Raw genomic sequence first — 24,486 nt, 5'->3', positions numbered from 1 at the left:
CCCCACTCCGGTCCGAACAGTCGCTTGCGCTTGGATCTACATTGGTTATGCATGTTGTACGGTACTGGTTTGCATGTCGTACAGAAAAGACGGGGCGCAGCATGACGATGTCGAAGGGGGCAGCGGCTTGGATCGCTGCGGTTTTGGCCAGCGTCGGAAGCGCGGCACCGGCTCTTGCTTCTGATCGATCGGTGGCGCTGCTGCCACGCCCGACGAGCCTAACATATCAAGCCGGCAGCGTGACGATTGATAGCGGCACCGGAATTGCTGTTCCCGCAGGCGATGCGGACGCCATCGGTGCTGCCAAGCTGCTGATGGCGCACGTCGCCGGCGAGCGGGGTCTCGCTCTGCAAGTGGCTGACACGCAGACTGCCTCCGTCCATTTCGTACGCGACCCCGCCCTCACCCGACCGGAAGCTTACCGATTGACGGTCGGCCAAAGTGGGATTGACGTTATCGCGGGCTCTCATGCGGGGTTCGTCAATGGCGCGATGACGCTGGCCCAGCTACTCAGCCCGGACGACCGCTTCGGCCAGCCGGTGCGTGTGCCTGCGCTCACCATCGTGGACGCACCGCGCTTCGGCTGGCGCGGACTGATGGTGGACACAGCGCGCCATTTCGTGCCGCTTTCGGCACTGACGTTGATCGTCGACCAGATGGCATCCGTGAAGCTTAACGTCCTGCACCTCCACCTGACCGACGATCAGGGCTGGCGCTTTGAAGTGAAGCGGTATCCCCGGCTCACGCAGGTCGGCGCGTGGCGGATCGCTCCGTCCACGGGCGGCCCGCCACCGCCCGAGCAGGTTGGTGGCTTCTACACGCAGGCGGAACTGCGTCGCCTTGTCTCCTATGCGGCCGAGCGCGGTATCACGATCGTACCCGAAATCGATCTGCCGGGCCATGCCCAGGCGCTGGTCAGCGCCTATCCGGAGATCGGCGTATTGGGCGACACGCCCGCCGTCAGTCATGATTGGGGCGTTAACCCTTACCTGCTTGATCCTGGTCCCAAGGGCGTGCGCTTTGTCGAGGACGTGCTGGACGAGCTGATCGACGTTTTCCCCGGCACCTATGTGCACCTGGGTGGGGACGAGGCGGTCAAGGACCAGTGGGAGCGATCCCCCAAGGTGCAGGCGCAGATGAAGGCGCTCGGCATTGCGACCGAGAACGAATTGCAAAGCTGGTTGATCGACACATTTGGCCGCTACCTCGCTACCAAAGGCCGGCGACTGATCGGCTGGGACGAGATACTGGAAGGCGGCTTGCCGCCGTCCGCCTCCGTCATGTCATGGCGGGGCGAACAGGGCGCCGTGGATGCCGCCAATCAGGGGCACGATGTAGTGTTGTCGCCGGCGCCGATCCTGTACCTCGACAGTCTTCAGAGCGATCAAAATGACGAGCCGCCCGGCCGGCTTTCCATTCAAACGCTGGCCGACGTCTATGCCTACGAGCCGCTGCCTAAAGGCATCGACCCCGCCAAAGCCGGCCACGTGCTGGGTGCACAGGCGAATGCGTGGAGCGAATATCTCGCCACCCCCTGGCAGTTGCAGCACGCAATATTCCCCCGCATCGGCGCGCTCGCGGACATCACGTGGAGCGCGGCGCCGCGTAACTTCCCCGGATTCGTCGAACGGTTGCGGCCGCAAATCGCGCGCTGGCGCCGAGCCGGGCTGGAGGTTGCGGATTCTGCGTTCGCTGTCACGCCCAAGCTGCAGAGCAGCCGAGGCGAGGCGCTACGCGCCAACAGGGTCAAAGTCGCGCTGGTGACACAGGCGCCGGCGGGCACAATCCGTTACACGCTGGACGGTTCAGCGCCCTCCGCTCGGTCGGCGCGGTACCTCGCGCCGTTGACGCTGCCACCGGGTGTTACGATCCGCGCTTTGGGGTTCGACGCTTCTGGCCGCCCTACCGCGGCACCACGTGCCTTCGACACCGATCGCGAAGCGCTGCTGACCCGGAGTGCGTCGGACCTTGTATCCTGCCCGCTCGGCAGCCTGGGGTTGCGCGTGCCGCGCACTGCGGACGCGACCGCCAACGCGCCGGTCTTCAACGTCAACCTATTCGATACCTGCACCGCATATCCCGCCGCGCCGCTCGACCTGGCTGGCGGCTTCACCGTCATCGTCGATCGGCTGGCGCGCAACTACGGACTGGCGCACGAGGCGAAGGCGGTGCGCGCGGCTTATAACGTGACGGCGCACGGCGAGTTGCTCGTACTGGCGGGCTGCCAGGGTGATCGCAAGGGTCCGCCGGATGCAGACGCGCCCAAGCCGGTGATCGCTGCGAGTTTCCCGCTGCCGGATCCTGACCGCTCGCCTCCACGCATGACCTTTTCAGGATCGCTTCCGAAGATGGATGGCGATCGCGACGTGTGTTTCCAGTTCACCTCGCCCATCTCTGAACCCTTCTATGCGGTGGAGCAGGTGCGCCTGGTCGAACGCCGATGAGGCTTTCGGTCCTCCCGCTGCTGCTTTGCGCCGTGCCTGCCGCGGCGGCGCCGGTGACAACGATGTTGCTCAATGACGGGTGGCAGGCCCGGATCGCGCCGGCTGACAAGGGCGCCCTGATCGCGCACCCACGCGAAGGGCGGCCGTTCGCCGCGCATGTGCCAGGCAGCATCCAGCAGGATTTGCTGGCCGCCGGCCGCGTGCCCGATCCGTTCAACGGGCTGAATGAAGGCGCAATCCAGTGGGTCGGCAGCACCGGCTGGGAGTATCGGCGTCATCTGAGAATCACTCCGGCGATACTGGCGCGCGACCATCTCGACCTTGTGCTCGATGGCCTCGACACCTTCGCGACCGTAACGATCAACGGGCACCTGTCCTTGCGCGCCGACAACGCGTTCCGACGCTGGCGCATTCCCGCCAAGCCGTGGCTCCGCCTGGGTGATAACGAGGTCGTAATCACTTTTGCGGCCCCGGTGCCCACGGTTCAGCCGCAGGTGCTCGCGGCAGCCCATCCCTTGCCCGGCAATTATGATTCCGCGTTCGGCGACGAACCCAAGGGGCGACAGACTTCCCCCTACGTTCGCAAGCCACAATATCATTACGGCTGGGATTGGGGGCCGCGGATCCTGACCATCGGCATCTGGCAGCCTGTGCGGCTCCAAGCGTGGGACGACCTCCGCATCGATCGGACGCGCGTCGACCAGCAGGCACTCAGTGACGTCGAAGCCCGGCTGGGGGTCGCTGTGCACGTGCGCGCCGATCGTGCAGAATCGATCACCGTGCGTGCCACCGCGCAGGGCCCCGACGGCAGCATTGTCGAAGGTGTACAGCAGGCAAATGTGGCGGAAGGCGTAACCCGCGTCACGGTGCCGCTGATCATTCCCCATCCCCAGCGCTGGCAGCCGGCCGGCTATGGCGCGCAACCGCTTTACCGGGTGGCTGTCGCCGTCGAGCGCGACGGCGTCCGCCTCGATGCAGCGGACCGGCGGATCGGGCTACGCACCGTCGAGTTGATCCGCGATGCGGGCGCCATGGGCTTCCGCGTGAACGGCATCCCCATATTCGCCAAGGGCGCAAACCTGATCCCGTTCGACGCCTTTCCGGCGCGGGTAACGGTGGCCGCGATGCGTCCGCTGCTACAGGCGGCGCGCGATGCCAACATGAATATGCTGCGCGTCTGGGGCGGCGGCACCTACCTCGACGACGGCTTTTATGACCTGGCGGACGAGCTTGGACTGATGGTCTGGCAGGACTTCATGTTCGGCGGTGGCGTCCCCCCGCCCGACCCTGCCTTCCGCGCCAACGTCGCCGCGGAGGCGAACGAACAGGTCGAGCGGCTTGGCTCCCACCCGTCCATCGTCCTCTGGTCGGGCGGCAACGAGATATTGGCCGGCTGGGACAATTGGTCGGATCGCAAGGCGTTCAAGCAGGCGGTGGGGCCAGATGAGCAGGAACGCGTCGGCGTCGGCCTAGCGTTGCTGTTCGATCGCACGCTGCGTGATGCAGTGACGGCGGGTGCGCCTGGCACGCCATACTGGGCAAATTCACCATCCGACGACTATCAGGGACCGGTCGATACGGACGCGGCCGGCGACCGACATTTTTGGGACGTTTGGTCGGGGTCGAAGCCGGTGGAGCGCTATCTCGATAGCTGCCCGCGCTTCATGTCTGAATATGGCTTCCAGGGCGCGCCCGAGCTTTCCACGATTAAGGCCTTTGCCGGAAAATTGCCGCTTTCGCCCGACAGCCCGGTTATGCGCGCCCACCAGAAATTTTTGGCTGGTGAAGGCAACGAACGCCTGCTCTTCTACATGCGTCAGCGCTTGGGTGAGCCCAAGGATTTCCCGGATTTCGTCTATCTGTCGCAGGTCGAGCAGGCGCAGGCCATCGCCATGGCGGCCCTGCACCACCGTGCTTGCCGGCCGGTAACGATGGGCTCACTCTTCTGGCAGCTCAACGACGTATGGCCTGTTATCTCCTGGTCGAGCATCGACCATGACGGAGGATGGAAGCTGCTCCAGTATGAAGCACGGCGCTTTTTCACACCTCAGGCGATCGTGGCTGAACATCGGGACGGCGCCACTCGCCTCGCGCTCGTCTCCGACGGGACGGAACCGCTCGCGGCCCACTGGCGGGTGCGCGCCTTCGACATGATGGGCCAGCGGCTGGGCCAGCGCGACGCCGATGTGACACTGGCGCCCTTGTCCGCGACCGAAGCGGCGTCGCTTTCAGATGCCGACCTTTTCGCCGGTGCAGCACCGGCCGCCAGCTACGCCATCGCGGACCTGGCGGTCGGCGGCCGGGAGGTGAGCCGTACGGTGATCGAACGCCTGCCGCCAAAGGACATGGCCTATCCCGATCCCGGTCTTACCGCGACGTGGCAGGGCAACCGGCTGACCGTAACGGCGCGTGCGCTGGCCCGTGCGATCATGCTCGATTTCGGTGCGGTCGTTGCCCACCCGTCCGACAACGGCTTTGACTTGATGCCGGGCGAAAGCCGCACGGTGACCGTAGCATCGGCCATGACGCCTGCCCGGCTTGCCCGGGCCCTCACCCTCCGCTCGCTCGGAAGCCGCCGATGATGGCTCTCTTGCTTCTCGCGGCCGATCCGGTGACGGCCACGATCGCGCGTATGACGATTGAGGAGAAGGCAGCGCAGCTGCAAAGCAGCGCGCCTGCCGACCGGAAGATCGGCCTGCCCGCCTATGATTGGTGGAGCGAAGGACTCCACGGCATTGCCCGCAACGGGCACGCCACTGTTTTCCCTCAGGCAATCGGCATGGCCGCCACCTGGGACGAAGACTTGGTCCACCGCATCGGCGAGGTGGTTTCGATCGAAGCGCGCGCGCGCTTCAATGCGGGGCCGGTAGGGGCGGACCGCCGCATCTACGAAGGGCTGACCATCTGGTCGCCCAACATCAACATCTTTCGTGATCCCCGCTGGGGCCGCGGGCAGGAAACTTATGGTGAGGATCCTTACCTCACTGGAAGGCTAGGCGTGGCCTTCGTCACCGGCATTCAGGGCCCCGACCCCGCGCATCCCCGCGCCATTGCCACGCCCAAACATTTCGCGGTGCACAGTGGGCCGGAGGCGGGCCGCGACGGTTTCGACGTCGATCCCAGCCCGCAGGATCTGGAGGCAACCTATCTCCCGGCATTTCGCATGGCGGTAACCGAGGGGCATGCCGGCTCGCTGATGTGCGCCTACAATGCCATTGGCGGCGTGCCGGCCTGCGCAAACAAAAGCCTGCTGGTCGACCGGCTGCGGCATGACTGGGGGTTCCAGGGCTTCACCGTGTCCGACTGCGACGCCGTGGGGAACGTCTATCAGTTTCACCATTACCGGCGCGATGCTGCGGCGGCCGCGGCGGCCACCCTGAGGGGCGGCACGGACCTCAACTGCGGAACGACCTATGCCGCCTTGCCCCAGGCGACGGCGCGCGGGCTGGTGACAACGGCCGAAGTTGACGCGGCGCTCGGCCGCGCCTTGGCCGCGCGCCGCGCGCTTGGCATCGCCTTCGGCGCCGACAATCCTTGGGCCAGCATAAAGCCTACCGACGTCGTCACACCGGCCCATCATGCGATTGCGCTGGAGGCGGCACGCGAGTCCATCGTGCTGCTGCAGAACCGGGGCAACCGGCTGCCACTTGCGGCCGGCACCCGCATCGCGGTGGTCGGCGCGGACGCGGACGATCTGGGCGTGCTGCAGGGCAATTATCATGGGACGGCGGTCGCGCCCGTGACCCCGCTGGAAGGCATCCGCCAGCGTTTCGGCGCCGAGCGCGTACGTTATGCACAAGGATCGGTGCTGGCGGACGGCGCCCCCGTGGTGGTGCCCGAAACGGCGCTGCGGGCCGACGGTGCGCCGGGGCTCATCGCCGAATATTTCGCCGATGGAGATTTCACGGCCAAGCCCATTCTCTCCCGCCGCGAGCGCCGGATCGACGTGGACCATAACCGCGCCAGCCCGATTCCTGGTCTCGGTGCTCGCTGGGGCGTGCGCTGGCAGGGGACGCTGGTGCCACCTGGGCCGGGCCCATATCGCCTCATCCTTGATGCACCGGCCTGTTGGAAGGATTGCACCACCCACGATGTCGCCCGCTTATGGCTCGGCGGGAAGCAGCGGGCGGCGGGAAGTTTCAACAAGGGCCGGATGGAAATCGCCTGGGACAGCGACGGGCGTCCCCTGCCCTTCCGGCTGGAACTGGACCATCGGAGCGAAGACGAAGGCCTGCGCCTCCTGTGGGTGCCCCCGGCCGAGCCGCTGCTCAAGCAGGCCGTGGCAGCCGCCCGCGCGTCCGACGTGGTGGTGGCGGTAGTCGGCCTGTCGCCCGACCTAGAAGGCGAAGCGCTGTCGGTCAGCGTGCCGGGGTTCATCGGCGGGGACCGCTCAGACATTGCTTTGCCGCCCCCGCAGGCGAAACTACTCCGCGCGCTCCAAGCCACGAACAAGCCGCTGGTGGTGGTGCTGACGAGCGGCAGCGCGGTGGCGGTCGATCCGTCGGCTGCCGACGCCATCCTGGCGGCGTGGTATCCGGGCGAGAGTGGGGGCACGGCCATCGCCGATACACTGGCCGGCGCGAATAACCCGTCCGGCCGCCTGCCCGTCACTTTCTACGCCCAGACCGCCGATCTGCCTGCCTTTGTGGATTATGGCATGAAGGAGCGGACCTACCGCTACTTCACCGGCCGCCCCCTCTGGCCGTTCGGCCACGGGCTGAGCTTCACGCGCTACACCTACGGCGCGCGAACGCCGACCATAACGGTAGCGGCAGGCCAGCCGGCCACCGTAGACGTGGCTGTTACCAACGCCGGCCGCCGCGAAGGTGAGGAGGTGGTGCAAGCCTACCTGGTTCCGCCGGCCATGACCGGCGCGCCGGGGCTCACCACACCCGTCCTCCAGCGTCAGCTCGTCGGGTTCCGCCGAGTGGCCCTGATGCCCGGCGCCACGGAGCAGATGTGCCTCACGCTCGATCCCCGCAGCCTGAGCCTGGTAGAGCCCGACGGCATACGTGCCGTGGTTCCGGGTGCCTATCGCCTGTTCGTCGGCGGCGGCCAGCCGGGTGACGCGCCAGGCGTGTGGTTCGATCTTCGCATCACCGGCACGCGCAGGGATCTCGCCAAGTGAGGCTCACCCGACGTGGAGCGCTGCTAGGCGGCCTGGCCCTCACTGCGGCCAGCCGCGCCTCTGCCCCCGCCTGGCCCGACCGCCGCCCAACACGCGGCGCGCGCGCCTTCATCAGTCCCGCGGTGGAGCGCGAGATCGCCCGCGTGTCGCCCCGCATCGCGGACACCAAGCTCCGCCAGATGTTCGCCAACTGCTTTCCCAACACGCTCGACACGACCGTGCGGATGAGCACAGTGGCCGGCGCGCCCGATGCCTTCGTCATCACGGGCGATATACCCTGCCTGTGGCTCCGCGATTCCTCCGCGCAGGTCATGCCCTACCTTCACCTGGTGAGGGGGGATGCGGCCCTGCGCACTCTGTTTCGCGGACTGATCGCGCGGCAGGCGCGCTCGATCCTGATCGACCCTTACGCCAACGCCTTCATGCACGACCCTTCCGCGCCGACCAACCTGTCCTGGGCGTTGCACGATCGCACGGACATGAAGCCCGGCGTCGCGGAGCGGAAATGGGAGGTGGACTCGCTCTGCTATCCGATGCGGCTTGCTCATGGTTACTGGCGGGCCACCGGCGATGCGACTCCCTTCGATGCCACCTGGGCGGCCGCGGCCCGCGCCAGCCTGCGCACGTTCCGCGAGCAGCAGCGCCGAAATGGCCCGGGCCCGTACCGCTTTCTGCGCGCATCCGACCGGAACACGGAGACGATGGCACTCGACGGATATGGCGCGCCCGCGCGCCCGACCGGCATGATCCACAGCGGTTTTCGCCCGTCGGACGATGCCTGCGTCTATCCCTTCCTGGTGCCGGCGAACCTGTTTGCGGTGACCGTATTGCGCGAATTGGCCGAGGTGGCGGGTCAAGCACGGCGCGACGCGGCGCTCGCCAGCGAGGCGCGCGCGCTCGCCGCCGAGATCTCCGCCGGCCTCGCCAGCCACGGCACCATGCGGCTGGCGGACGGCTCCGACGTCTGGGCTTATGAGGTCGACGGCTATGGCAATACATTGTTCATGGACGATGCCAATGCGCCGTCCCTGTCGGCGCTGGCCTGGCTCGGCTGCGTCGATCCCGCCGACGCTCGCTGGCGTCGCACCGCAGCGGCGGCTTGGAGCTCCCGCAATCCTTACTTCTTCCGCGGCCGCGCAGGCGACGGGATCGGCGGGCCACATGTGGGCCTGGACTGGATCTGGCCGATGTCGCTGATCGTGCGCGCCCTCGCCGGTGCGGATGATGCCACGGTACGCTCGTGCCTGCGCACCCTGCGCGACACGGACGCGAATACCGGCTTCATCCACGAGAGCTTCGACGCGAACGATCCCGCCCGTTTTACCCGTCCCTGGTTCGCCTGGGCAAATTCCTTGTTCGGCGCGCTGATCGTCCAACTGGCCGATCATCGGCCTGCGCTGCTGGCGGAGCCCCTGTGAGCAACCTTACCCGACGCACTTTGCTCGCCTCGACCACGGCCGCCCTTGCGTGGCCGGCTACGAGCTTCACCAGGACGGCTGATACCAGCACACCGAACCTTTTCATCGGCACAGGCGGCGACGGCCATACCTATCCCGGCGCGACTTTACCGTTCGGCATGGTGCAGCTCAGTCCCGATACCGACGTGGAGCGGTGGGCGACCTGTTCGGGCTATCACAAGGGTGACAGCTCCATCATGGGGTTCAGCCACACCCATCTTTCGGGCACCGGCATCGGCGATATGCTCGACGTTTTGGTGGTGCCCGCACGCGGGCGCGTCAAGCTGACGCCGGGATCGCTCGCCGACCCCGACACCGGCTACCGTCAGCGATATTCGCAGGAGCGCGCCGAGCCCGGCTATTACAGCGTTGCGTTGGCCAATGGCGTGCTGGCGGAGCTGACCGTCACCGAGCGCACCGGCTGGCACCGATATCGCTTTCCGTCCGGGCCGGCGCACATCCTGATCGATCTGTCGCACCTCGTGCTCGACACGTCGGATACACAGCCGCTGATCGACGACGCCCACCTGGCGATCGATCCGGACGGTACGCTGACAGGCGGACGGCGGGTGTTTCGCTGGGCCAAGGGCAGGCGCATCTTCTTCGCGATGCAGCTGTCACGCCGGCCTGACCGCGTAACCTTCTACGGGGATGGCGACGTCGAGCAGCCGGCGGGCGCGACCAAGGTCGCAGGGCGACGCTTGAAGGCGGTGTTCCATTTCAACGAAGCCGGAGGTTCCCCGGTCCTGGTTCGCTGCGGGATTTCGGGCGTGGATGTCGCAGGCGCTCGCGGCAATCTCACCGCCGAGGCCGGAACGCATTGGGATTTCGACCAGGTGCATCGCGCCGCCGGCGCGCGTTGGCGCGACGCACTGAGCGCCATAACCGTGCAGGGTGGCACTGCTGACCAGCGCACCATTCTCGCCTCGGCACTCTACCATGCGCAGCTCGCCCCAACGCTCTTTTCCGATGTCGATGGGCGGTATGCAGCCCTTGACGGCAAGACGGCGCGCGTGCCCGCCGGCGGTGCAGCCTATAGCACCTGGTCGCTCTGGGATACGTACAGAGCGCTTCATCCCCTGCTGACACTGATCGCCCCGATCCGGGCGAAGAGCCTGATCGACGACCTGATCCGCCAAAGCACCCAGTCGCCGCTCGGACCGCTGGTCTGGCCGCTGCAGGGCAAGGAAACCGCGACAATGATCGGCTGGCACGGCGTCGTGCCGTTGGCGGAAGCGCAGGCCAAGGGCATCCCCGCCGATTACGCCGCCGCCTGGCCCGCGATCCGACGACGCAGTTTCGACTTTGCCGCACCGGATCGCGACAACAGCCTAGGCCGAAACCTCTATGACAGGCTTGGCTATGTGCCGGCCGATCAGGTGGTCGAGAGCGTCAGCCGCACCCAGGAATATGCCTATGACGATTGGGCCTCGTCGCACATCGCGCGTCGCGCGGGCGCGGGCCCCGATGCAGATCGACTGCTCCGGCGCTCGCACAATTGGCGCAACGTCGTCGATGGCACGATCGGCTTCGCGCGGCCGCGTTTTGCCGACGGCAGTTGGTGGGCACCTTATGATCCGGTACAACTGGGCCATATGCCCAAGCCCTGGTGGCGGGACTATACGGAGGCGAACGGCTGGCAGACCACCTTCCTGAACCAGCATGACGTCTACGGGCTGATCGGGCACATGGGCGGCGATGTCGCGTTCGAGGCGAAGCTGGACGCGCTGTTCACGGCACCCTCGACGCTGCCAGCCAATGCGCCACCCGACATCTCCGGGATGGTCGGCCAATATTCGCATGGCAACGAGCCGGATCAGCATGCGGCCTATCTCTATGCCTATGTCGGCGCTCCGTGGAAGACGCAGGCCATGGTGCGACGCCTCTGCACTCAAATGTACCTCAACGATCCCGCTGGCATCATCGGCAACGACGATTGCGGGCAGATGAGCGCCTGGTTCGTCTTCTCCGCACTGGGCTTCTATCCCGTCGATCCGGTGGAAGCGGCTTATGTGTTCGGCTCTCCCCTGTTCGAGCGGGCCGAGGTTCGGGTGGGCGGCGGCCGGACGCTGCTGATAGAGGCGCCCGGGAACCGCGCCGAAACGCCTTATGTGACGGCAGTCCGGTGGAACGGCCGACCCTGGACCCGTAGCTGGATCGCGCATGAAGAATTGGCCCGTGGCGGCCGCCTGCACTTCATAATGAGCAGCACCCCCAATCCTGCCTTCGGCCGCGCGATGGCCGATCGGCCCCCATCTTTCGGCTCTCCACCGCCTTCGCAAGGACGCTCATGACCCCGGTTTCCCGCCGCACACTCCTTGCGTCCGGCCTTGCCGCATCAGCTTACGCCACGCCGGTGCTGGCAGCACCGACAGTCGCACCGCCGAGGCCGTGGGGCGCGACCCCGAGCCCGCGCCAGCTCGCATGGCATGCGCGCGAACAATATGCCTTCGTTCACTTCTCCATCAACACCTTCACCGGACGCGAATGGGGTTATGGCGACGAAAGCCCTGCGCTGTTCAACCCGACCGACTTCTCCCCGGCCCAAATCGTCGCGGCGGCAAGGGCCGGTGGCATGCGCGGCATAATCCTCACGGCCAAACATCATGACGGCTTCTGCCTCTGGCCGACCCGGCTGACCGAACACTGCATCCGCAACAGTCCCTATAAGCGCGGCCACGGCGATGTGGTGGGTGAGATGGCGGCAGCGACGCGCGCGACCGGACTGGCGTTCGGCCTCTATCTATCGCCCTGGGACCGGCATCATCCGGACTATGGCCGCCCCGCTTATCTCGACTATTTTCGCGCGCAGATCACCGAGCTGTGCACCCGATATGGCGAGCTATTCGAATTCTGGTTCGACGGCGCAAACGGCGGTGATGGCTATTATGGCGGCGCGCGGGAGACGCGAAAGATCGATGCGCCCCGCTATTATCGCTGGCCCGAACTGATCGCGCTCGTCCACAAATACCAGCCGATGGCCTGCACGTTCGACCCGCTCGGCGCCGATATCCGCTGGGTCGGTAACGAGGATGGCGTTGCCGGCGACCCCTGCTGGCCGACCATGCCCGACCACCTCTATGTCCAGGCGGAAGGGCAGAGCGGTGTGCGCGGAGCGCCACTTTGGTGGCCGGCGGAGACCGACGTGTCGATCCGGCCCGGCTGGTTCTATCACGCCGACGAGGATGACAAGGTCAAGAGCCCGGAACGGCTGCTCGAAATCTTCTCCACCTCCGTCGGCCGGGGCACCACCCTCAACCTCAACCTGCCGCCGGACCGCCGCGGGCGCTTGGCCGACATCGACGTCGCGATCCTGAAGGCGTTCGGAGATGCGCAGCGCGCCACCTATGCCAACGATCTTGCCCGCGCTGCGCTAGCGACCGCTAGCGCCGAGCGCGGTCCTGCTTTCGCAGCAGCGCGCGCGATCGACGGACGGCCCGACACCTATTGGTCGACGCCGGACGACGTGACCACGCCGATCCTGACACTGGATCTGCCGCCGGGCCGCGCCTTCGACATCGTGCGACTGCGCGAGCATTTGCCGCTCGGGGCCCGCGTCACGCGCTTCGCCATCGACGCGCAACAGGACGGTCAAGGCTGGACGACGCTGGCGGAGCGTGAGGCCATCGGTCCGCAGCGCATCATTCACCTGCCTCGTCCGGTTGTCGCGCGCCGCGTTCGACTGAGGATCATCGAAGCGCCCGCATGCCCCGCTATCAGCGAGTTCGCGTTGTTCAGACAAGTCGCACCGGCGGCCGTGGCGGTGGCCTCCGCCCGCGATATTAGCGTGCTGCCGCGGTCCGGTTGGCGCGTCGCCGAAGCCTCCGCACCGGGCGCGGAGGCTGCCATCGATGGCGATGCCCTCACCGCCTGGACGATGCCAGCACCCACGACCGCTGCGCCCGCAACCATCACGATCGATTTCGGTGCAACGCATGTGCTCGCCGGCTTCACGCTCACGCCCGAACGGAAGGCCGCGACCGGCGTGGCGCCGCCACGCAACTACCAGGCGGAAACCAGCCTTGACGGCCGCAAATGGGAAGCGGCCGGCAGCGGCGAGTTCCCGAACATCGCTTACGCACTGCAGACGCAGCGCATGGCGTTCGACCGTCCGCGCGCAGCGCGACTGCTCCGGCTCGCCTTCGTCGCCACCGCTATTCCGGCCGCCAAGCTTGCGGTTGCGGAGATCGGGGCGTTCGTGCCACCTGCGGACGGCCAAGCGCCCTCGCGCTGAGGGCAGATCTTTTGACTGGCGGTACCGCGACTGGCGGATAGCGCGACCGTTAGAGCGTTCGCACCGGTCCGCACACGTTCACGCCGCCCGCTTGCTTACCAATGTTTAGGCGCGCTTTTCGATGCGTAGCGCGTCGACCGCAGCAATCAGCCGGTCGATATGGTGAGGCGTGTTGATGAAGGAAGGCGCGACGCGGATGCAGGCGCCGCGGCTCGGGCCGTCACGTTCGATCGTGAAAATGTTCCAACGATCGAACAACGACTTACGCAGCGCTGCATTCGCCGCCATGGATGTCACGCCGGTCAGCCTGAATGAGGTTATGCCGGCATACATGGCAGGATCGTCCGGCGTCAGGATCTCGATACCTGGCGTGCCGCGCAAGGCCCTGGTCCAGCGGTCCCTGAGGAAACGCAGCCGGCCAGCCTTGTTGGCAACACCGATCCTGTCATGCACGTCGATCGCATCCGAGACCGTGAGCAGCGCCGCATAATTGATCGAGCCGGTGTGCACGCGCGCGTCGATCGTATCGCTGTGCACCTCCAACGGAGAGACATCGATATCGCCAATTCGGTCCCGCCGGATGTAGACGACCCCAACGCCCAGCGGCGAGCCGATCCATTTGTGCAGGTTGAGGCCTGCAAAATCGACGCCCATGGCGCGGAGCGAGAAGTCCGTCTGGCCAAGCGCGTGCCCGCAATCGAGCAGCACGTCGGCCTCGTGCTCGCGCGCGAGCGCGATGATCTCGGCCACCGGCGGGATCAGTCCGGTGCGATGGCTGAGATGGGTCAGCAGCACCATACGGACATGGGGATTGGCCTGCAGCGCCTCGGCATAAGCCGCAATGATCGCATCATGGCTCGCGGGTTCGGGCAGCGCTATCTTGACGACACGCACGCCACGCCGTTGCGTGAGCGACTCCATCGCCGTCTGCATGCTGTCATAATCGAGATCGGCATAGAGGACCGCGTCACCCGCCCGCAGCCGGTTATAGCCCAGGATCAGCGTCTGCATCGATTCCGTGCCGCCGCGCGTGAACGCGATTTCGGTAGGATCGACCCCCAGCAGCGTCGCCACCTTCACACGCACCGCGCGAAGGTCCGGGCCGATCGCGCCGCGCGTATATAGGGTGGTTTCCCGGTTAACCCGCTCGATATGCGCGGCGTAAGCCATCCGGACGGATCGCGTCATCGCCCCGAAATGCCCGTTCTCCAGCTGGATGATCCCAGGCGGCGGCGCATCGAACAGATCCGCGACCCGCTCCCAATATTGGCTATCGTCGGGCGCCGCCTGTACCTGTGCCGCCAGTGCCAGTCCGGTCGGCACCGCGGCTACCGTGGCAAGAAAACCCCGACGCGACAGATCGTCCATCATTCGGCGCCCCTTCAATACCGAATTTCGAGCCGGGCATAATAATTCCCGCCATTGGTGTCGTAGGGTGAATTGCGAGAATAGACGAGGCCGCGGCTGGCCTGGAACAATGCCTTGTGGGGATAGGTCCCGAAGATATTTTCTGCGCCGATGCGAAGCGTCACCGTCTTGTCGAAAGCGTAGGCGATCGATGCGTCGAAGAAGGCGACGCCGCCGAACTTCTGAAAGATATCGCCACTCGCATTGCCGCTGGAGTCGGTCCAGGGGCCGTAATAGCGCGTCCGTCCGAGCAGCGTGACCGGGCCGACCTCGTAGGTCACTGTGCCGGTTGCATTATGCTTGGGGATTCCTTCTTCGAAGATGGTACGCTGGGTAACGTTGGCCGCCGACGCCAGCGACCCCGACAGGACCTTCGTGTCGGTATAGGAATAGGCCGCCGTGGCATTCAGCCGTCCTGGTCCAACGCGGTGCGCGTAAGAGATAACGACATCCACGCCCTGCGTCCGCGTATCGAAATCGTTGGTGAAGAAGTTGACGTTGGTGAGGTCATTCGCCCCCGAGACGCCAAGCGCGACCAGCTGCGCGCGGATCGCTGGCGTGACGGTGAAGGTGGCTGATGTGCTGAAGCGCTTCTCGACTTTGGTGCGGTAGGCATCGATCGATCCGCTGAACCCCGAATTGGTGCGCCAGACCAACCCGCCGGTGAACGTCCGTGATTCCTCCGGCTCGAGCGGCTTCGCACCGAAGAACGCCGCCACCGGATTCAATGGCGAAAGTCGCCCGGTCGTGAACAATTGCAGCGTGCGGGTATCGAGACCCTGGCTGATGCTGGTCGCGTTCAGCTGCCCAGGGCTGGGCGCCTTGAAACCGGTCAAATAGGCGCCGCGCACGGCGATGGCGGGGGTCAGCTCCAGGCGGGTCGACAGCTTATAGTTAAAGGTGTTTCCGAACGTATTATAATGTTCGTCCCGGATCGCTGCGCCGACTGTCCAGCGATCCGTCAGCGCCGCCTGCAGGTCGACATAGCCGGCATAATCGGTCTGCCGCCATCTGCCCGCCTGCTGGGGGCCGAAGCCCGGAAAACCGTTGGATTGGGCAGCGAGCCCGGCGGCAGCGCCCGGACCGACCTGGTAAGATGCCGGGTCGCCGGCCTTGACCTTATAGGTTTCGACCCTTCGTTCCGCGCCGAAGGCGATGTTCAGCGGCTTTGCCAGAAAGGGCAGATCAAGCCGATAGACGCCGTCCGCATTCAGATTGAATTCGCGCTGGATCTGATGGCCCAGGTTGAAATCGAACGGGCTGTTCGGCCCCAACGACGCATTGATGGAATTCTTCAGAAGGAAGCGGCTGTCATTGGTGCCATAGGATCCGCTGAGATCCCACGTGAACACGCCGCCGCCGGTACTGCGGAGCCCGATCACACCCTGACCATCATTGGCGCGGATACCCTCGCGCGGGGTGAAACCGGCGGGATAGATGGTCTTCAGATCGAAGCCGGGAAAGATCGCCGTCTGGCCGAAGATGTTGGGATTGGTGGACGGGTTACGCCAGTTGATGTCGCTGATACCGCGCGTGCGGGCAAAGGTGCCGAAGGCATAAGCTTCCAGCTCTCCGCCCAGCGATTTGGCGGCGTCTACCGCGAATTTGAGCGCCTTGAATTCAGGATTGCCCCAATGCTGCACCGGATCAGCTACCGCGATCGTGGGGTTAGCCGCCTGGAAAGCAATCGCGTCGGCGCGCTGGCGCGTGCGCGACGTCGCATTGGCGTCGCTATATTCGCCGGTCAGAACAAGATGACCGCCGCCCGAAAGGGCGAAGCCCGCTCTGGCGCCCGTTTGCCACTGCCGCCCGTCTCCTTTGTAATATTGGGAGCCTTGAGCATAGGCCGCATAGCCGGGCTTATCGTCGAGAATGATGTTGATGACGCCGGCAATGGCATCGGAGCCATATTGCGCCGATGCGCCATCCCGCAGCACCTCGACCCGTCCGATGTCGTAATTGGGAATTTGCACCAGATCGGCCGCCTGCGCGCCACCCGTATTGAGAAAGGCGGATCGGTGGAAGCGCTTGCCGTTCAGCATCACCAGCGTCATGTCCGGCGACAGGCCGTCCAGGGTCGCGGGGCGTACGAACTGCGGGCCGTCGGCCGCCGGCAGGCGCTTAACGTTGAAGGTCGGCACGAGCTGCGCCAGCGTAGCGTCGAGGCTGCTGGAGACGGTGGAACGCACTGTCGCGCCAGAAAAGACATCGATCGGCGACAGCGCTTCATATTTCGTCTGAGCCTGCTGGCGCGTGCCGGTAACGATGATCGTATCGCCGCCTTGCTCCGTCATCGCGTTCGCAGGCGTATCGGCAAAGGCCGGCGTGGCGGTCAGCAGCAACGGCAGCAGGCCGAACGCGCTGCGATAAATGTCGATCATGAAGTGCAATCCCCCGGCGTGAAGCCGCGGCCATGATCGCGCTCGATGACAGGATGGCGTCAGGAACGGCCAGCTGCGCTCGACCCGGAAGATAGCGGCGCTCCCAGGAGAGAGAGAGCGCCGCCATGCCGGGTCGGTCTAGAGCTTGAAGGACAAGCGGACGTATCCGAACTGGCCGGGCACGTCATAAGTGGTCGGATCGTAATTAGGCCCGGTGCAGCTCGTGCAGGCAGGCGGATCCTGGTTGAACACGTTGTTTACGCCTACGGTCAGCAGCAGGCGGTCGGAGATGAAGGCCGGAACCAGCGTGATTTGAGCGTCACCATAGAAGGTGTTGCCCAACCGGCTGCCATCGGCCTCCCGCACCGCCTTGATATAGCGTCCCGTGAACGACGCCCCCACGTCGCCAAGCTGCCAGTCGAGTACGGCATTGCCCTTGAACTTGGGATAGGATTGATCGGGGAAGCCGCGCGTTGTTCCACGATAATTTGTTGTGACGAACCCGACTGCCGCCGGGAAGGTCTCGGTATATTTGGTCAGGATGTTGGCATTGGCGGAAAGGCCGAAATTGCCGATCGAGGTTGTCGGCGCCTGATAGTTGAAGGTCACGTCGAACCCTTTGGTTCGGATCCCGCCGATATTCTGCAGCTGCGCGTTGATGCGCGAAATCAGCCCGTTTGGCGTGCGGGTGATCGCCGCACAGCTCAACGCATCGCCCGTCTCCGCGCAGCGGCTCAGCGTGAGCTGCGCATCCACCGGTGCGATCGCATCCGATACCTTCACGTCGTAATAGTTAACCTCAAGGCTCAGGTTGCGCGCGAAGCCGCTCGTGCGCGCCCAATCGGGTGAATAGACGCCGCCGAACAGCCACGTGCGGGACGTTTCCGGCCGCAGCGCCTCGTTGCCGCCCGTCAGAACACCCAACTGGCCGCCTCTCGGTTCCTGGTAGCTGCCGTTGGCGGGTACGCCGTTTGCCGTGCAATTGGCGCGGACCGTGGCGGACGCTTGGTAGGGTGAGCCGGCAACGTTGGTGCAAGGATCGTCGATCGGCGCGTCGGAACGCGAGGCTGCGCCGAACAACTCGCCGATGCTCGGCGCACGGAAACCCTCCGCATAGGACCCACGGAACAGCAAATCCTTGACCGGCTTCCACAGGCCGCTGGCCGTGAAAGTCGTGTTGTTGCCGCTGGTCGAATAGCGGGAGTGACGGACGGCGCCGTCAAACTCCAGTGACTTGATGAAGGGCGTGTCGTGAATCAGCGGGACCCGCAGCTCTCCGTAAAATTCATCCGAATGATAATGGCCTTGGGCCGGTTGCGCCGGAATATCCGCACCCAGCCCGGCAACGATCACCGCATCCGGTAGGAACCGCCCCTCCTGGTAGCGATGCTCATAGCCGATCGCGACCCCAACCGGGCCGGCCGGCAAATCGAACAGGTCGCCGGTCAGGTTAGCGGTATAATCGTTCAGCCGCTGCGAGCTTTCGTCCCGTTCGGTGAAGCCGATGAAATCGAGCATCGCCGGCGTGACCGATCCAAGGCCGCCGAAGATGTTGAACGGCACGCAAGCGCCCGTACAGGCCGATACCGGGCCGAGCGCCTGGGCAAGCTTGGCCGCATTGATGTTGCCCGTGAAGCTTTGCTTGGCGTCGTTGATGCCGATGACCGCATTCACATCCCAATAGAATTTGCGGCTGCCGATCGAGAACGATCCGTCGAGGGTGCCCGTCATCGAAAAGGTGTTGACGTGCTGGGTGTAGGTGCGCTGGCCGGCTTCCACCAGGCGGCGACGTACCGTCGAATAGTTTGCGGGCGGATTGCCGACACCGCCGGCCGACAAGGTCACACCGAACGGATTGTAGGGATTGGTGGCGTCGACCGAGATCGTGTCGAGCAGATTGCCGTTGCCGGCATCGGGGCCGATCACCAGCGGCAGGAACGCTGCCTGGTTCTGCGAATTGCGGCGCGTATAATTCGCCTTCAGGCGTAGATTGATGCTGGACGTAATCTCCTGCTTGAAGCTGCCAAAGAAACCATAGCGCTCGGACGGCGTCAGGAAGTAGTTATAGGGCGCGAAGTTGAAGCGATCGGCGGTCGTCAGGGCCCGGTAGTCACTGTTCGGTCCCGTCGGATCGGCCGGGTCATAGCGCGGCCGCCCCGTGATGGGATTGGTCTTCACTGTCAGCACCGGCCCGCCCAGCACGTCGTAATAGCCATTGACGGTCGAGCCGGAGCAGCCGCCAATGGGATCGGTACAGCTGGTTTGGCCCGGATTTGGGAACTGGGAGATCTTGCGGTCGCGGGTGCGGACGGCTTCCTGCTTCACATAGTTCGCACCGATCACGACATGCGTCGTCGGACCATTGATGCCGTAGCTGGCCTGATAATCCTGGGTATGGCCATCGCCCTGCCGGAACGTGCCGAACTGTCCGGATACCTGTAGACCTTCCTGCGATGCCTTGGTGATGATGTTTACAACGCCTGCCAGCGCGTCCGATCCGTACAGCGGCGATTGACCGGATTGCAGGACTTCGACCCGGTCGATCATGTTCACGGGGATCGTGTTGAGATCGACCGTGGAGGGAATGCCGCTGCCGGATGAGCCGTTGACGTAGCGCATGCCGTCGACCAGCACCAAGGTCCGCTTGGCGCGCAGATATCGCAGGTCGATCTCGGCGGATCCCGCGCCCACGCCGCCACCGTCGGGCGGATTGCCGATATTGCCGCTATTGTTGACCTTGCTGTTCAGACCGCCGCTGGCGCTCGGCAACCGTTGCAGTACGTCCGCCAGGGCGGACAGGCCAGTGCGCTGCAATGAGGTCTGATCGACCGTGACGACCGGCGTGCTCTGTTCGAGCGGATTACCGCGAATGCGCGAACCGGTTACGACGATTTCTTCACCCGCGTCCGCACTCGGGGCGGCCGCCTCCGTAGTGACCGATTGTGCGAGCGCACCCTGCGCGCCTGCCACAATTAGAGCCGATGCCGATATACCGTACCGGATAAGCTTGCCGACGATCATGTTCACCCCCTTGTTGATGAACCTGCAGGCTGTTCCTCAAGGGGTGGACCAACAATATCACAAAAGGTCCATTTTGCGTTGCAACACAGATGTCTTGATTCTGTTACCCAAACGCAACAAATGCGGGAACACCGCGCATGCGGCGAAAGATCCCCAGATCTGAAATCTTGCAGCATGGTCTCGGCGGCATGAATGGGAGAATATCGCTACAGCCGTCATAGTTCAGCCGTTCGCATTTCCCTTGATCGCAAAAATGCGCTTCGGACGGCCGCTCGGAACGTCAGTGTAGCGTGTTTGCTCGATTTCCTATCTTTGGAAGGATGGTTGGATGGCTTGGACTTTGCTGGTCACATCCTGTTTGAGACACACGGCAATGCAGACGAATATTGGCGGCAGTATCGCAAGCAAGGTTAGGCCGGCATGCAGATGCGCTGTCTCAAAGATTCCGGTTGATCTGCAGCGCTCGCAATGACCGCCACCGTAACGCGCATACCCGACGCCTCGCGTCAGCGTAGGATGATCTTCCTGGCGGCGCTGGGCGGCGCGCTCGAATATTATGACTTCGTCATCTACGGCATCTTCGCTCAGTCCATGGCCGCGGCTTTCTTCCCCAAAGGCGATCCGCTGGCGCTGACGCTCGCCTTCGCTGTGTTCGCAATCGGTTATCTCGCACGCCCCCTCGGCGGGATGATCTCCAGCCATTTCGGCGACCGCTATGGCCGAAAGACCGTCTTCATCCTCACCATTGCAGTCATGTCGCTCTGCACGCTCGGCATGGGCGCAATCCCGACCTATGCCTCATGGGGGATCACTGCGACCGCCTTGCTGGTACTGCTGCGGTTTCTGCAGGGCCTCTGCGTCGGCGGTGAATTGCCCGGCGCAATCACTTTCGTGTTCGAGAGCAGCCGATCGCGACCGGGGCTCGCAAGCGGTGTGGTGTTTGCGCTTGTCAACAGCGGCGTATTGTTCGCGGCGTTCGTCAATCTGTCGCTCGGATCCTGGCTCGGCCCTGCGGCGCTGCTGGAATATGGTTGGCGCTTCGCCTTCGTCATCGGCGGCGTGCTCGGTTTTGCGAGCATCTTCCTGCGCCGCAGCCTGGAAGAGACCACGGAGTTCCTGAACATCCGTCATGCCGCGGCCCGCCGGCCGGTGGTGGAGGTTATTCAAACGCACGGACGCGCAATCCTGCTGGGCTGCGCGATCGTGGCCCCCACGGCCGGGTTCAACGGACTGCTCTTTGCGCATATGCCGGCCTATCTCGGGCAGATTCTTGGCTATCCGCAGCAAGAGGTTGCCCGCGCGATGAACGTGGCTTTGCTGGTCATGTCCTTGTCCCTGCTGGCGGCCTCCTGGTGGGCCGATCGCGTGCCTGCCCGCCGGTTGTTGATGATTTCCGCCGTGCTTCTGATCGTCGCCGCGCCGATCGCCTACGCCTTGCTGGCACGCGGGGATGCCAACCTCATGCTGGTCGTGCCGCTGTTCGCGCTCGCCGCCGCGGGGGCGAATGGCAGCTTCGCCTATTTACTTGCCGGCCTGTTCCCCGCGCGCGTGCGGTTCAGCGGCGTCGGGTTGTCGCTGAACATCAGCTTCACCGTTCTGAGCGGCCTTGGGCCACTCGCGGCCAATGCGCTGATCGCAGCGAGCGGATGGCGGGCCGCGCCCGGCCTGATCGTCGTCACGGTCGGGCTGATCGGGTTGGCAGCAAGCCTGTTACTGCGCCGCTTCGACCCATCCCAAGCACGTGTTGCTTCTAGAACAGCAGGATAGCCTCGTCATACCGAATGTAAATTCAAACGAATTTGTAGGTCTTGCTTACATCGAAAGACGCAACGTCCGGGGAGAGCTATAAATTGTTGGTGACGCGCCTTGATCATATGCGCACGCGATGATCTATTGTTAACCATGCAGCCTTCACCCCGTATCATAATTCATCGTGTTATAACTTTCCAAAGACAACTTGGCAGGAAGTGTCATTTTCCCAATGCGCGCTGGCGGCGGCAGCAATGCCATTGCCGGCGCTCGACACATGCCGACCCACTTTGCGGCGCATCAGGAATGACTGCGACGCGCGTGCCGCCGGCCCCGCCTCGATTATCGCGTTTCAAAAGGAGACTGCCATGACATCCACTGCCCGAACGCTTCTCGCCGCTGCTGCCCTCGCGATCGGGATCGCCGGCACCAGTGCGCACGCCCAGGCGGCGACACAGTCGACAAAATCGGGCGCCGTGAAGAATGTCGTGCTTGTCCATGGCGCCTTCGCCGATGGATCGGGTTGGCGCGGTGTCTATAACGAGCTGACGAAGCGCGGCTACAAGGTCACCGTGGTCCAAAATCCGCTCACGTCACTGGCGGACGACGTCGCCGCGACCAAGCGCGCGCTGGCGCAGCAGGATGGTCCTGCCATCCTGGTTGGCCATAGCTGGGGCGGTACCGTCATCACCGAAGCCGGTGTCGATCCGAAGGTTGCCGGGCTGGTCTATGTTTCCGCCTTGTCCCCCGACGCGGGCGAGACAACGGCCCAGCAATATGAGGGCTACAAAACGCCGTCCGAATTCGTGCTCGACACCCGCAGTGACGGCTTTGGGCTCGTGAAGGCAGAGAATTTCAAGGCCGGTTTCGCCGCCGATGTGAACGATGCCGACGCCGCCTTCATGCGCGATTCCCAGGTCGCCATCAACATGTCGGCTTTCGGCACAAAGCTTCAAAATGCCGCCTGGCGGACCAAGCCGAGCTGGGCCGTGATCGGCACGGCGGACAAGGCCTTCGACGCGCGCATGCTGCAGGCGATGGCAAAGCGCATCAATGCCAAAGTGACCGAAGTACCCGCGAGCCATTCGCTCTTCATCACCCAGCCGAAGGCGATCGCCGACGTGATCGATGGCGCCGCGAAACAGCTTAGCTGATAGTCTCGCGCGCCGTCATGGCGTCGCCCGCACATCCGGCGCGACGCGTGGGGAGCGGTGACGTTTGTAACCCATCGGGCCGCCGTGAAACACAAACCGCCATCGACCTATGCCAGATGCCCCCGCGGAAGGCCCATCTTCTGCAGGAGGTATAGAGGGGTTGGCGGAGGCTCGAGAGCTCGTCAGGCGCGTCGGCGAAAGGGCAAAGGCCCTGCGCCGGCGCGTCCTTTCCTTTGACGCGGGCGCTTATGGCGCACTCGGCCGCCTATCCGGTCTGACGGGATTTGCGCACCGCATCGCGCAACTCCTGCTCCGTCTTGCGCAGACGGACTTCCGCCGAACCCAAGGCGGCGAGCGAGGACAAGACCTGCTCTTCGCGCTCCGTAAGGCGGCGGCTTTCATAATCGAGAACGCACAGCGATCCGACCGGGAAGCCTTCTCCGTCCAGGATCGGCGAGCCCGCGTAGAAACGAAAGCCGGGCTCCCCCGCGACCGCCGGGTTTTCGGCGAACCGCGCGTCGCTGGCGAGATCTTCCACCATGAACACGTCCTTCTGCATGATCGTATAGTTGCAGAAAGCCCAGCTTCGCGGCGTCTCCGCCAAGGACAAGCCCACGCGCGACTTGAACCATTGGCGGCTGGGGGTGAGCATCGCGATCAGGGATACCGGGGCTTTCAGCGTTTCCGCCGCCAACCAGGTCAACCGATCGAACGCCTCCTCGGGCGCTGTATCCAGCAATCCCGCGCGCTCGAGCGCAACGAGCCGCTGCCCCTCGTTCAACGCGATCGGAAAAGCCGCCTCGGCAAGCGCCAGGACGGGCTCGCCCGCATCCGCCAGCGACGTGCGAATCGCCTCGATCGCTGCGTCGGGCATTGCGACCATGTCGACCCGCTCAGAAGGCGCCTCACGCATTCCTCCCTCGCCTGTAATGGCAAGGATCCGGCTGTGCCCCAGCGACGGGTTGGCTACCAGCTTGCGCAAAAACTCCTGCCTGTCCGCGGCGCCGTCGCTCACGTCGATCAGCACGGCATGCGGCCGAAGGGAAGCGATCGCGAATACGGCGGCATAAAGATCGTCGAACGTCTGGAGTCCGCATTCCGGCACAGCGGCGAAGAGACCGCGATAGCCATCCAACCTGTCCGAGGGCGCGACCACGATCACGGTCGCTGATGGAGGCTTTGCTCCCGTCCCACGCCCGTCGATCACAGCCTGAACGTCGGAGCGGTACACTCGGCGATGTCCACCCGGCGTCTTCCAGGAGGGTACCGATCCGCCTTCGATCAGCAATTGCGCCGTGCGGATCGAAACGCCCAGCAATTTGGCCGTGTCGGCCGTCGTCAGAATGTCCTTGTTCGGCATGCCTGCTCGCAAAAATTCATTGGGAGCCCGCCGGTGCGGGCGATGCGCAACGTCTACCAGACTGATCACACTGAACAAAATTATTAATATTGCTAACTTTGATAGATTTGATATTCCGCTCTGGTCCGGACCGGCGAGAAGCTCCGCAAGT

At 64.6% G+C, this 24,486-nt stretch carries 12 protein-coding genes; 8 read left to right on the top strand and 4 right to left on the bottom strand.

What is annotated here, in order from left to right; translation table 11 throughout:
* Positions 1–47 precede the first annotated feature (47 nt).
* The 6 genes from ACOJSI_RS03665 to ACOJSI_RS03640 are packed head-to-tail and all read left to right on the top strand — an operon-like array spanning position 48 to position 13,263.
* Positions 48–2,444 (top strand): beta-N-acetylhexosaminidase, encoded by a 2,397-nt coding sequence (locus ACOJSI_RS03665; protein ID WP_420136940.1) that lies wholly within the window; start codon positions 48–50, stop codon positions 2,442–2,444.
* Positions 2,441–5,026 (top strand): beta-mannosidase, encoded by a 2,586-nt coding sequence (locus tag ACOJSI_RS03660; RefSeq protein ID WP_420136905.1) that lies wholly within the window; start codon positions 2,441–2,443, stop codon positions 5,024–5,026. Before ACOJSI_RS03665 ends, ACOJSI_RS03660 begins: the two co-directional genes overlap by 4 nt.
* Positions 5,026–7,572: a glycoside hydrolase family 3 C-terminal domain-containing protein gene (locus ACOJSI_RS03655; protein WP_420136904.1), complete on the top strand. Its 2,547-nt coding sequence runs from the start codon at positions 5,026–5,028 to the stop codon at positions 7,570–7,572. Before ACOJSI_RS03660 ends, ACOJSI_RS03655 begins: the two co-directional genes overlap by 1 nt.
* Positions 7,569–8,990, top strand: coding sequence for a glycoside hydrolase family 125 protein (locus tag ACOJSI_RS03650; RefSeq protein ID WP_420136903.1), 1,422 nt, complete (start codon positions 7,569–7,571; stop codon positions 8,988–8,990). The genes ACOJSI_RS03655 and ACOJSI_RS03650 overlap by 4 nt, the downstream gene beginning before the upstream one ends.
* On the top strand, positions 8,987–11,323 hold the full coding sequence (locus ACOJSI_RS03645; RefSeq protein ID WP_420136902.1) for a GH92 family glycosyl hydrolase: 2,337 nt from the start codon (positions 8,987–8,989) through the stop codon (positions 11,321–11,323). Before ACOJSI_RS03650 ends, ACOJSI_RS03645 begins: the two co-directional genes overlap by 4 nt.
* Positions 11,320–13,263: an alpha-L-fucosidase gene (locus ACOJSI_RS03640; protein WP_420136901.1), complete on the top strand. Its 1,944-nt coding sequence runs from the start codon at positions 11,320–11,322 to the stop codon at positions 13,261–13,263. Before ACOJSI_RS03645 ends, ACOJSI_RS03640 begins: the two co-directional genes overlap by 4 nt.
* A 105-nt stretch (positions 13,264–13,368) precedes the next feature.
* On the opposite strand, the gene ACOJSI_RS03635 is transcribed toward ACOJSI_RS03640, so the two are convergent.
* From ACOJSI_RS03635 to ACOJSI_RS03625, 3 genes are all read right to left on the bottom strand, one after another.
* Positions 13,369–14,634 (bottom strand): aminotransferase class V-fold PLP-dependent enzyme, encoded by a 1,266-nt coding sequence (locus ACOJSI_RS03635; protein ID WP_420136900.1) that lies wholly within the window; start codon positions 14,632–14,634, stop codon positions 13,369–13,371.
* Positions 14,635–14,645: 11 nt separating this feature from the next.
* Complete coding sequence (locus ACOJSI_RS03630; protein WP_420136899.1) at positions 14,646–17,051, bottom strand: TonB-dependent receptor plug domain-containing protein; 2,406 nt, start codon at positions 17,049–17,051, stop codon at positions 14,646–14,648.
* A 138-nt stretch (positions 17,052–17,189) separates the two neighbouring features.
* Positions 17,190–20,072, bottom strand: a complete 2,883-nt coding sequence (locus ACOJSI_RS03625; RefSeq protein WP_420136898.1) for a TonB-dependent receptor domain-containing protein — start codon at positions 20,070–20,072, stop codon at positions 17,190–17,192.
* Between the two features lie 468 nt (positions 20,073–20,540).
* On the opposite strand from ACOJSI_RS03625, the gene ACOJSI_RS03620 reads away from it, so the two are divergent.
* Positions 20,541–21,839 (top strand): MFS transporter, encoded by a 1,299-nt coding sequence (locus ACOJSI_RS03620; protein ID WP_420136897.1) that lies wholly within the window; start codon positions 20,541–20,543, stop codon positions 21,837–21,839.
* Between the two features lie 350 nt (positions 21,840–22,189).
* Positions 22,190–22,975, top strand: a complete 786-nt coding sequence (locus ACOJSI_RS03615; protein WP_420136896.1) for an alpha/beta fold hydrolase — start codon at positions 22,190–22,192, stop codon at positions 22,973–22,975.
* Positions 22,976–23,240: 265 nt separating this feature from the next.
* Here ACOJSI_RS03615 and ACOJSI_RS03610 read toward each other — a convergent pair whose 3' ends face one another.
* Positions 23,241–24,335, bottom strand: coding sequence for a GAF domain-containing protein (locus ACOJSI_RS03610; protein WP_420136895.1), 1,095 nt, complete (start codon positions 24,333–24,335; stop codon positions 23,241–23,243).
* Between the last annotated feature and the right edge of the window lie 151 nt (positions 24,336–24,486).

It is taken from the genome of Sphingomonas sp., from assembly GCF_048595155.1.
Classification (GTDB): Bacteria; Pseudomonadota; Alphaproteobacteria; order Sphingomonadales; family Sphingomonadaceae; genus Sphingomonas_I.
The sequence above is the reverse complement of the archived record's forward strand: the minus strand, read 5'-3'. Positions and strand labels throughout refer to the sequence as shown.

Excerpts from the sequence above, each read along its gene's own strand:
- ACOJSI_RS03660 (WP_420136905.1), top strand. The coding sequence starts at position 2,441 with ATGAGGCTTTCGGTCCTCCCGCTGCTGCTTTGCGCCGTGCCTGCCGCG.
- ACOJSI_RS03615 (WP_420136896.1), top strand. The coding sequence starts at position 22,190 with ATGACATCCACTGCCCGAACGCTTCTCGCCGCTGCTGCCCTCGCGATC.
- ACOJSI_RS03640 (WP_420136901.1), top strand. The coding sequence starts at position 11,320 with ATGACCCCGGTTTCCCGCCGCACACTCCTTGCGTCCGGCCTTGCCGCA.
- ACOJSI_RS03655 (WP_420136904.1), top strand. The coding sequence starts at position 5,026 with ATGGCTCTCTTGCTTCTCGCGGCCGATCCGGTGACGGCCACGATCGCG.
- ACOJSI_RS03635 (WP_420136900.1), bottom strand. The coding sequence starts at position 14,634 with ATGATGGACGATCTGTCGCGTCGGGGTTTTCTTGCCACGGTAGCCGCG.
- ACOJSI_RS03625 (WP_420136898.1), bottom strand. The coding sequence starts at position 20,072 with ATGATCGTCGGCAAGCTTATCCGGTACGGTATATCGGCATCGGCTCTA.
- ACOJSI_RS03630 (WP_420136899.1), bottom strand. The coding sequence starts at position 17,051 with ATGATCGACATTTATCGCAGCGCGTTCGGCCTGCTGCCGTTGCTGCTG.
- ACOJSI_RS03665 (WP_420136940.1), top strand. The coding sequence starts at position 48 with ATGCATGTTGTACGGTACTGGTTTGCATGTCGTACAGAAAAGACGGGG.
- ACOJSI_RS03620 (WP_420136897.1), top strand. The coding sequence starts at position 20,541 with ATGACCGCCACCGTAACGCGCATACCCGACGCCTCGCGTCAGCGTAGG.
- ACOJSI_RS03610 (WP_420136895.1), bottom strand. The coding sequence starts at position 24,335 with ATGCCGAACAAGGACATTCTGACGACGGCCGACACGGCCAAATTGCTG.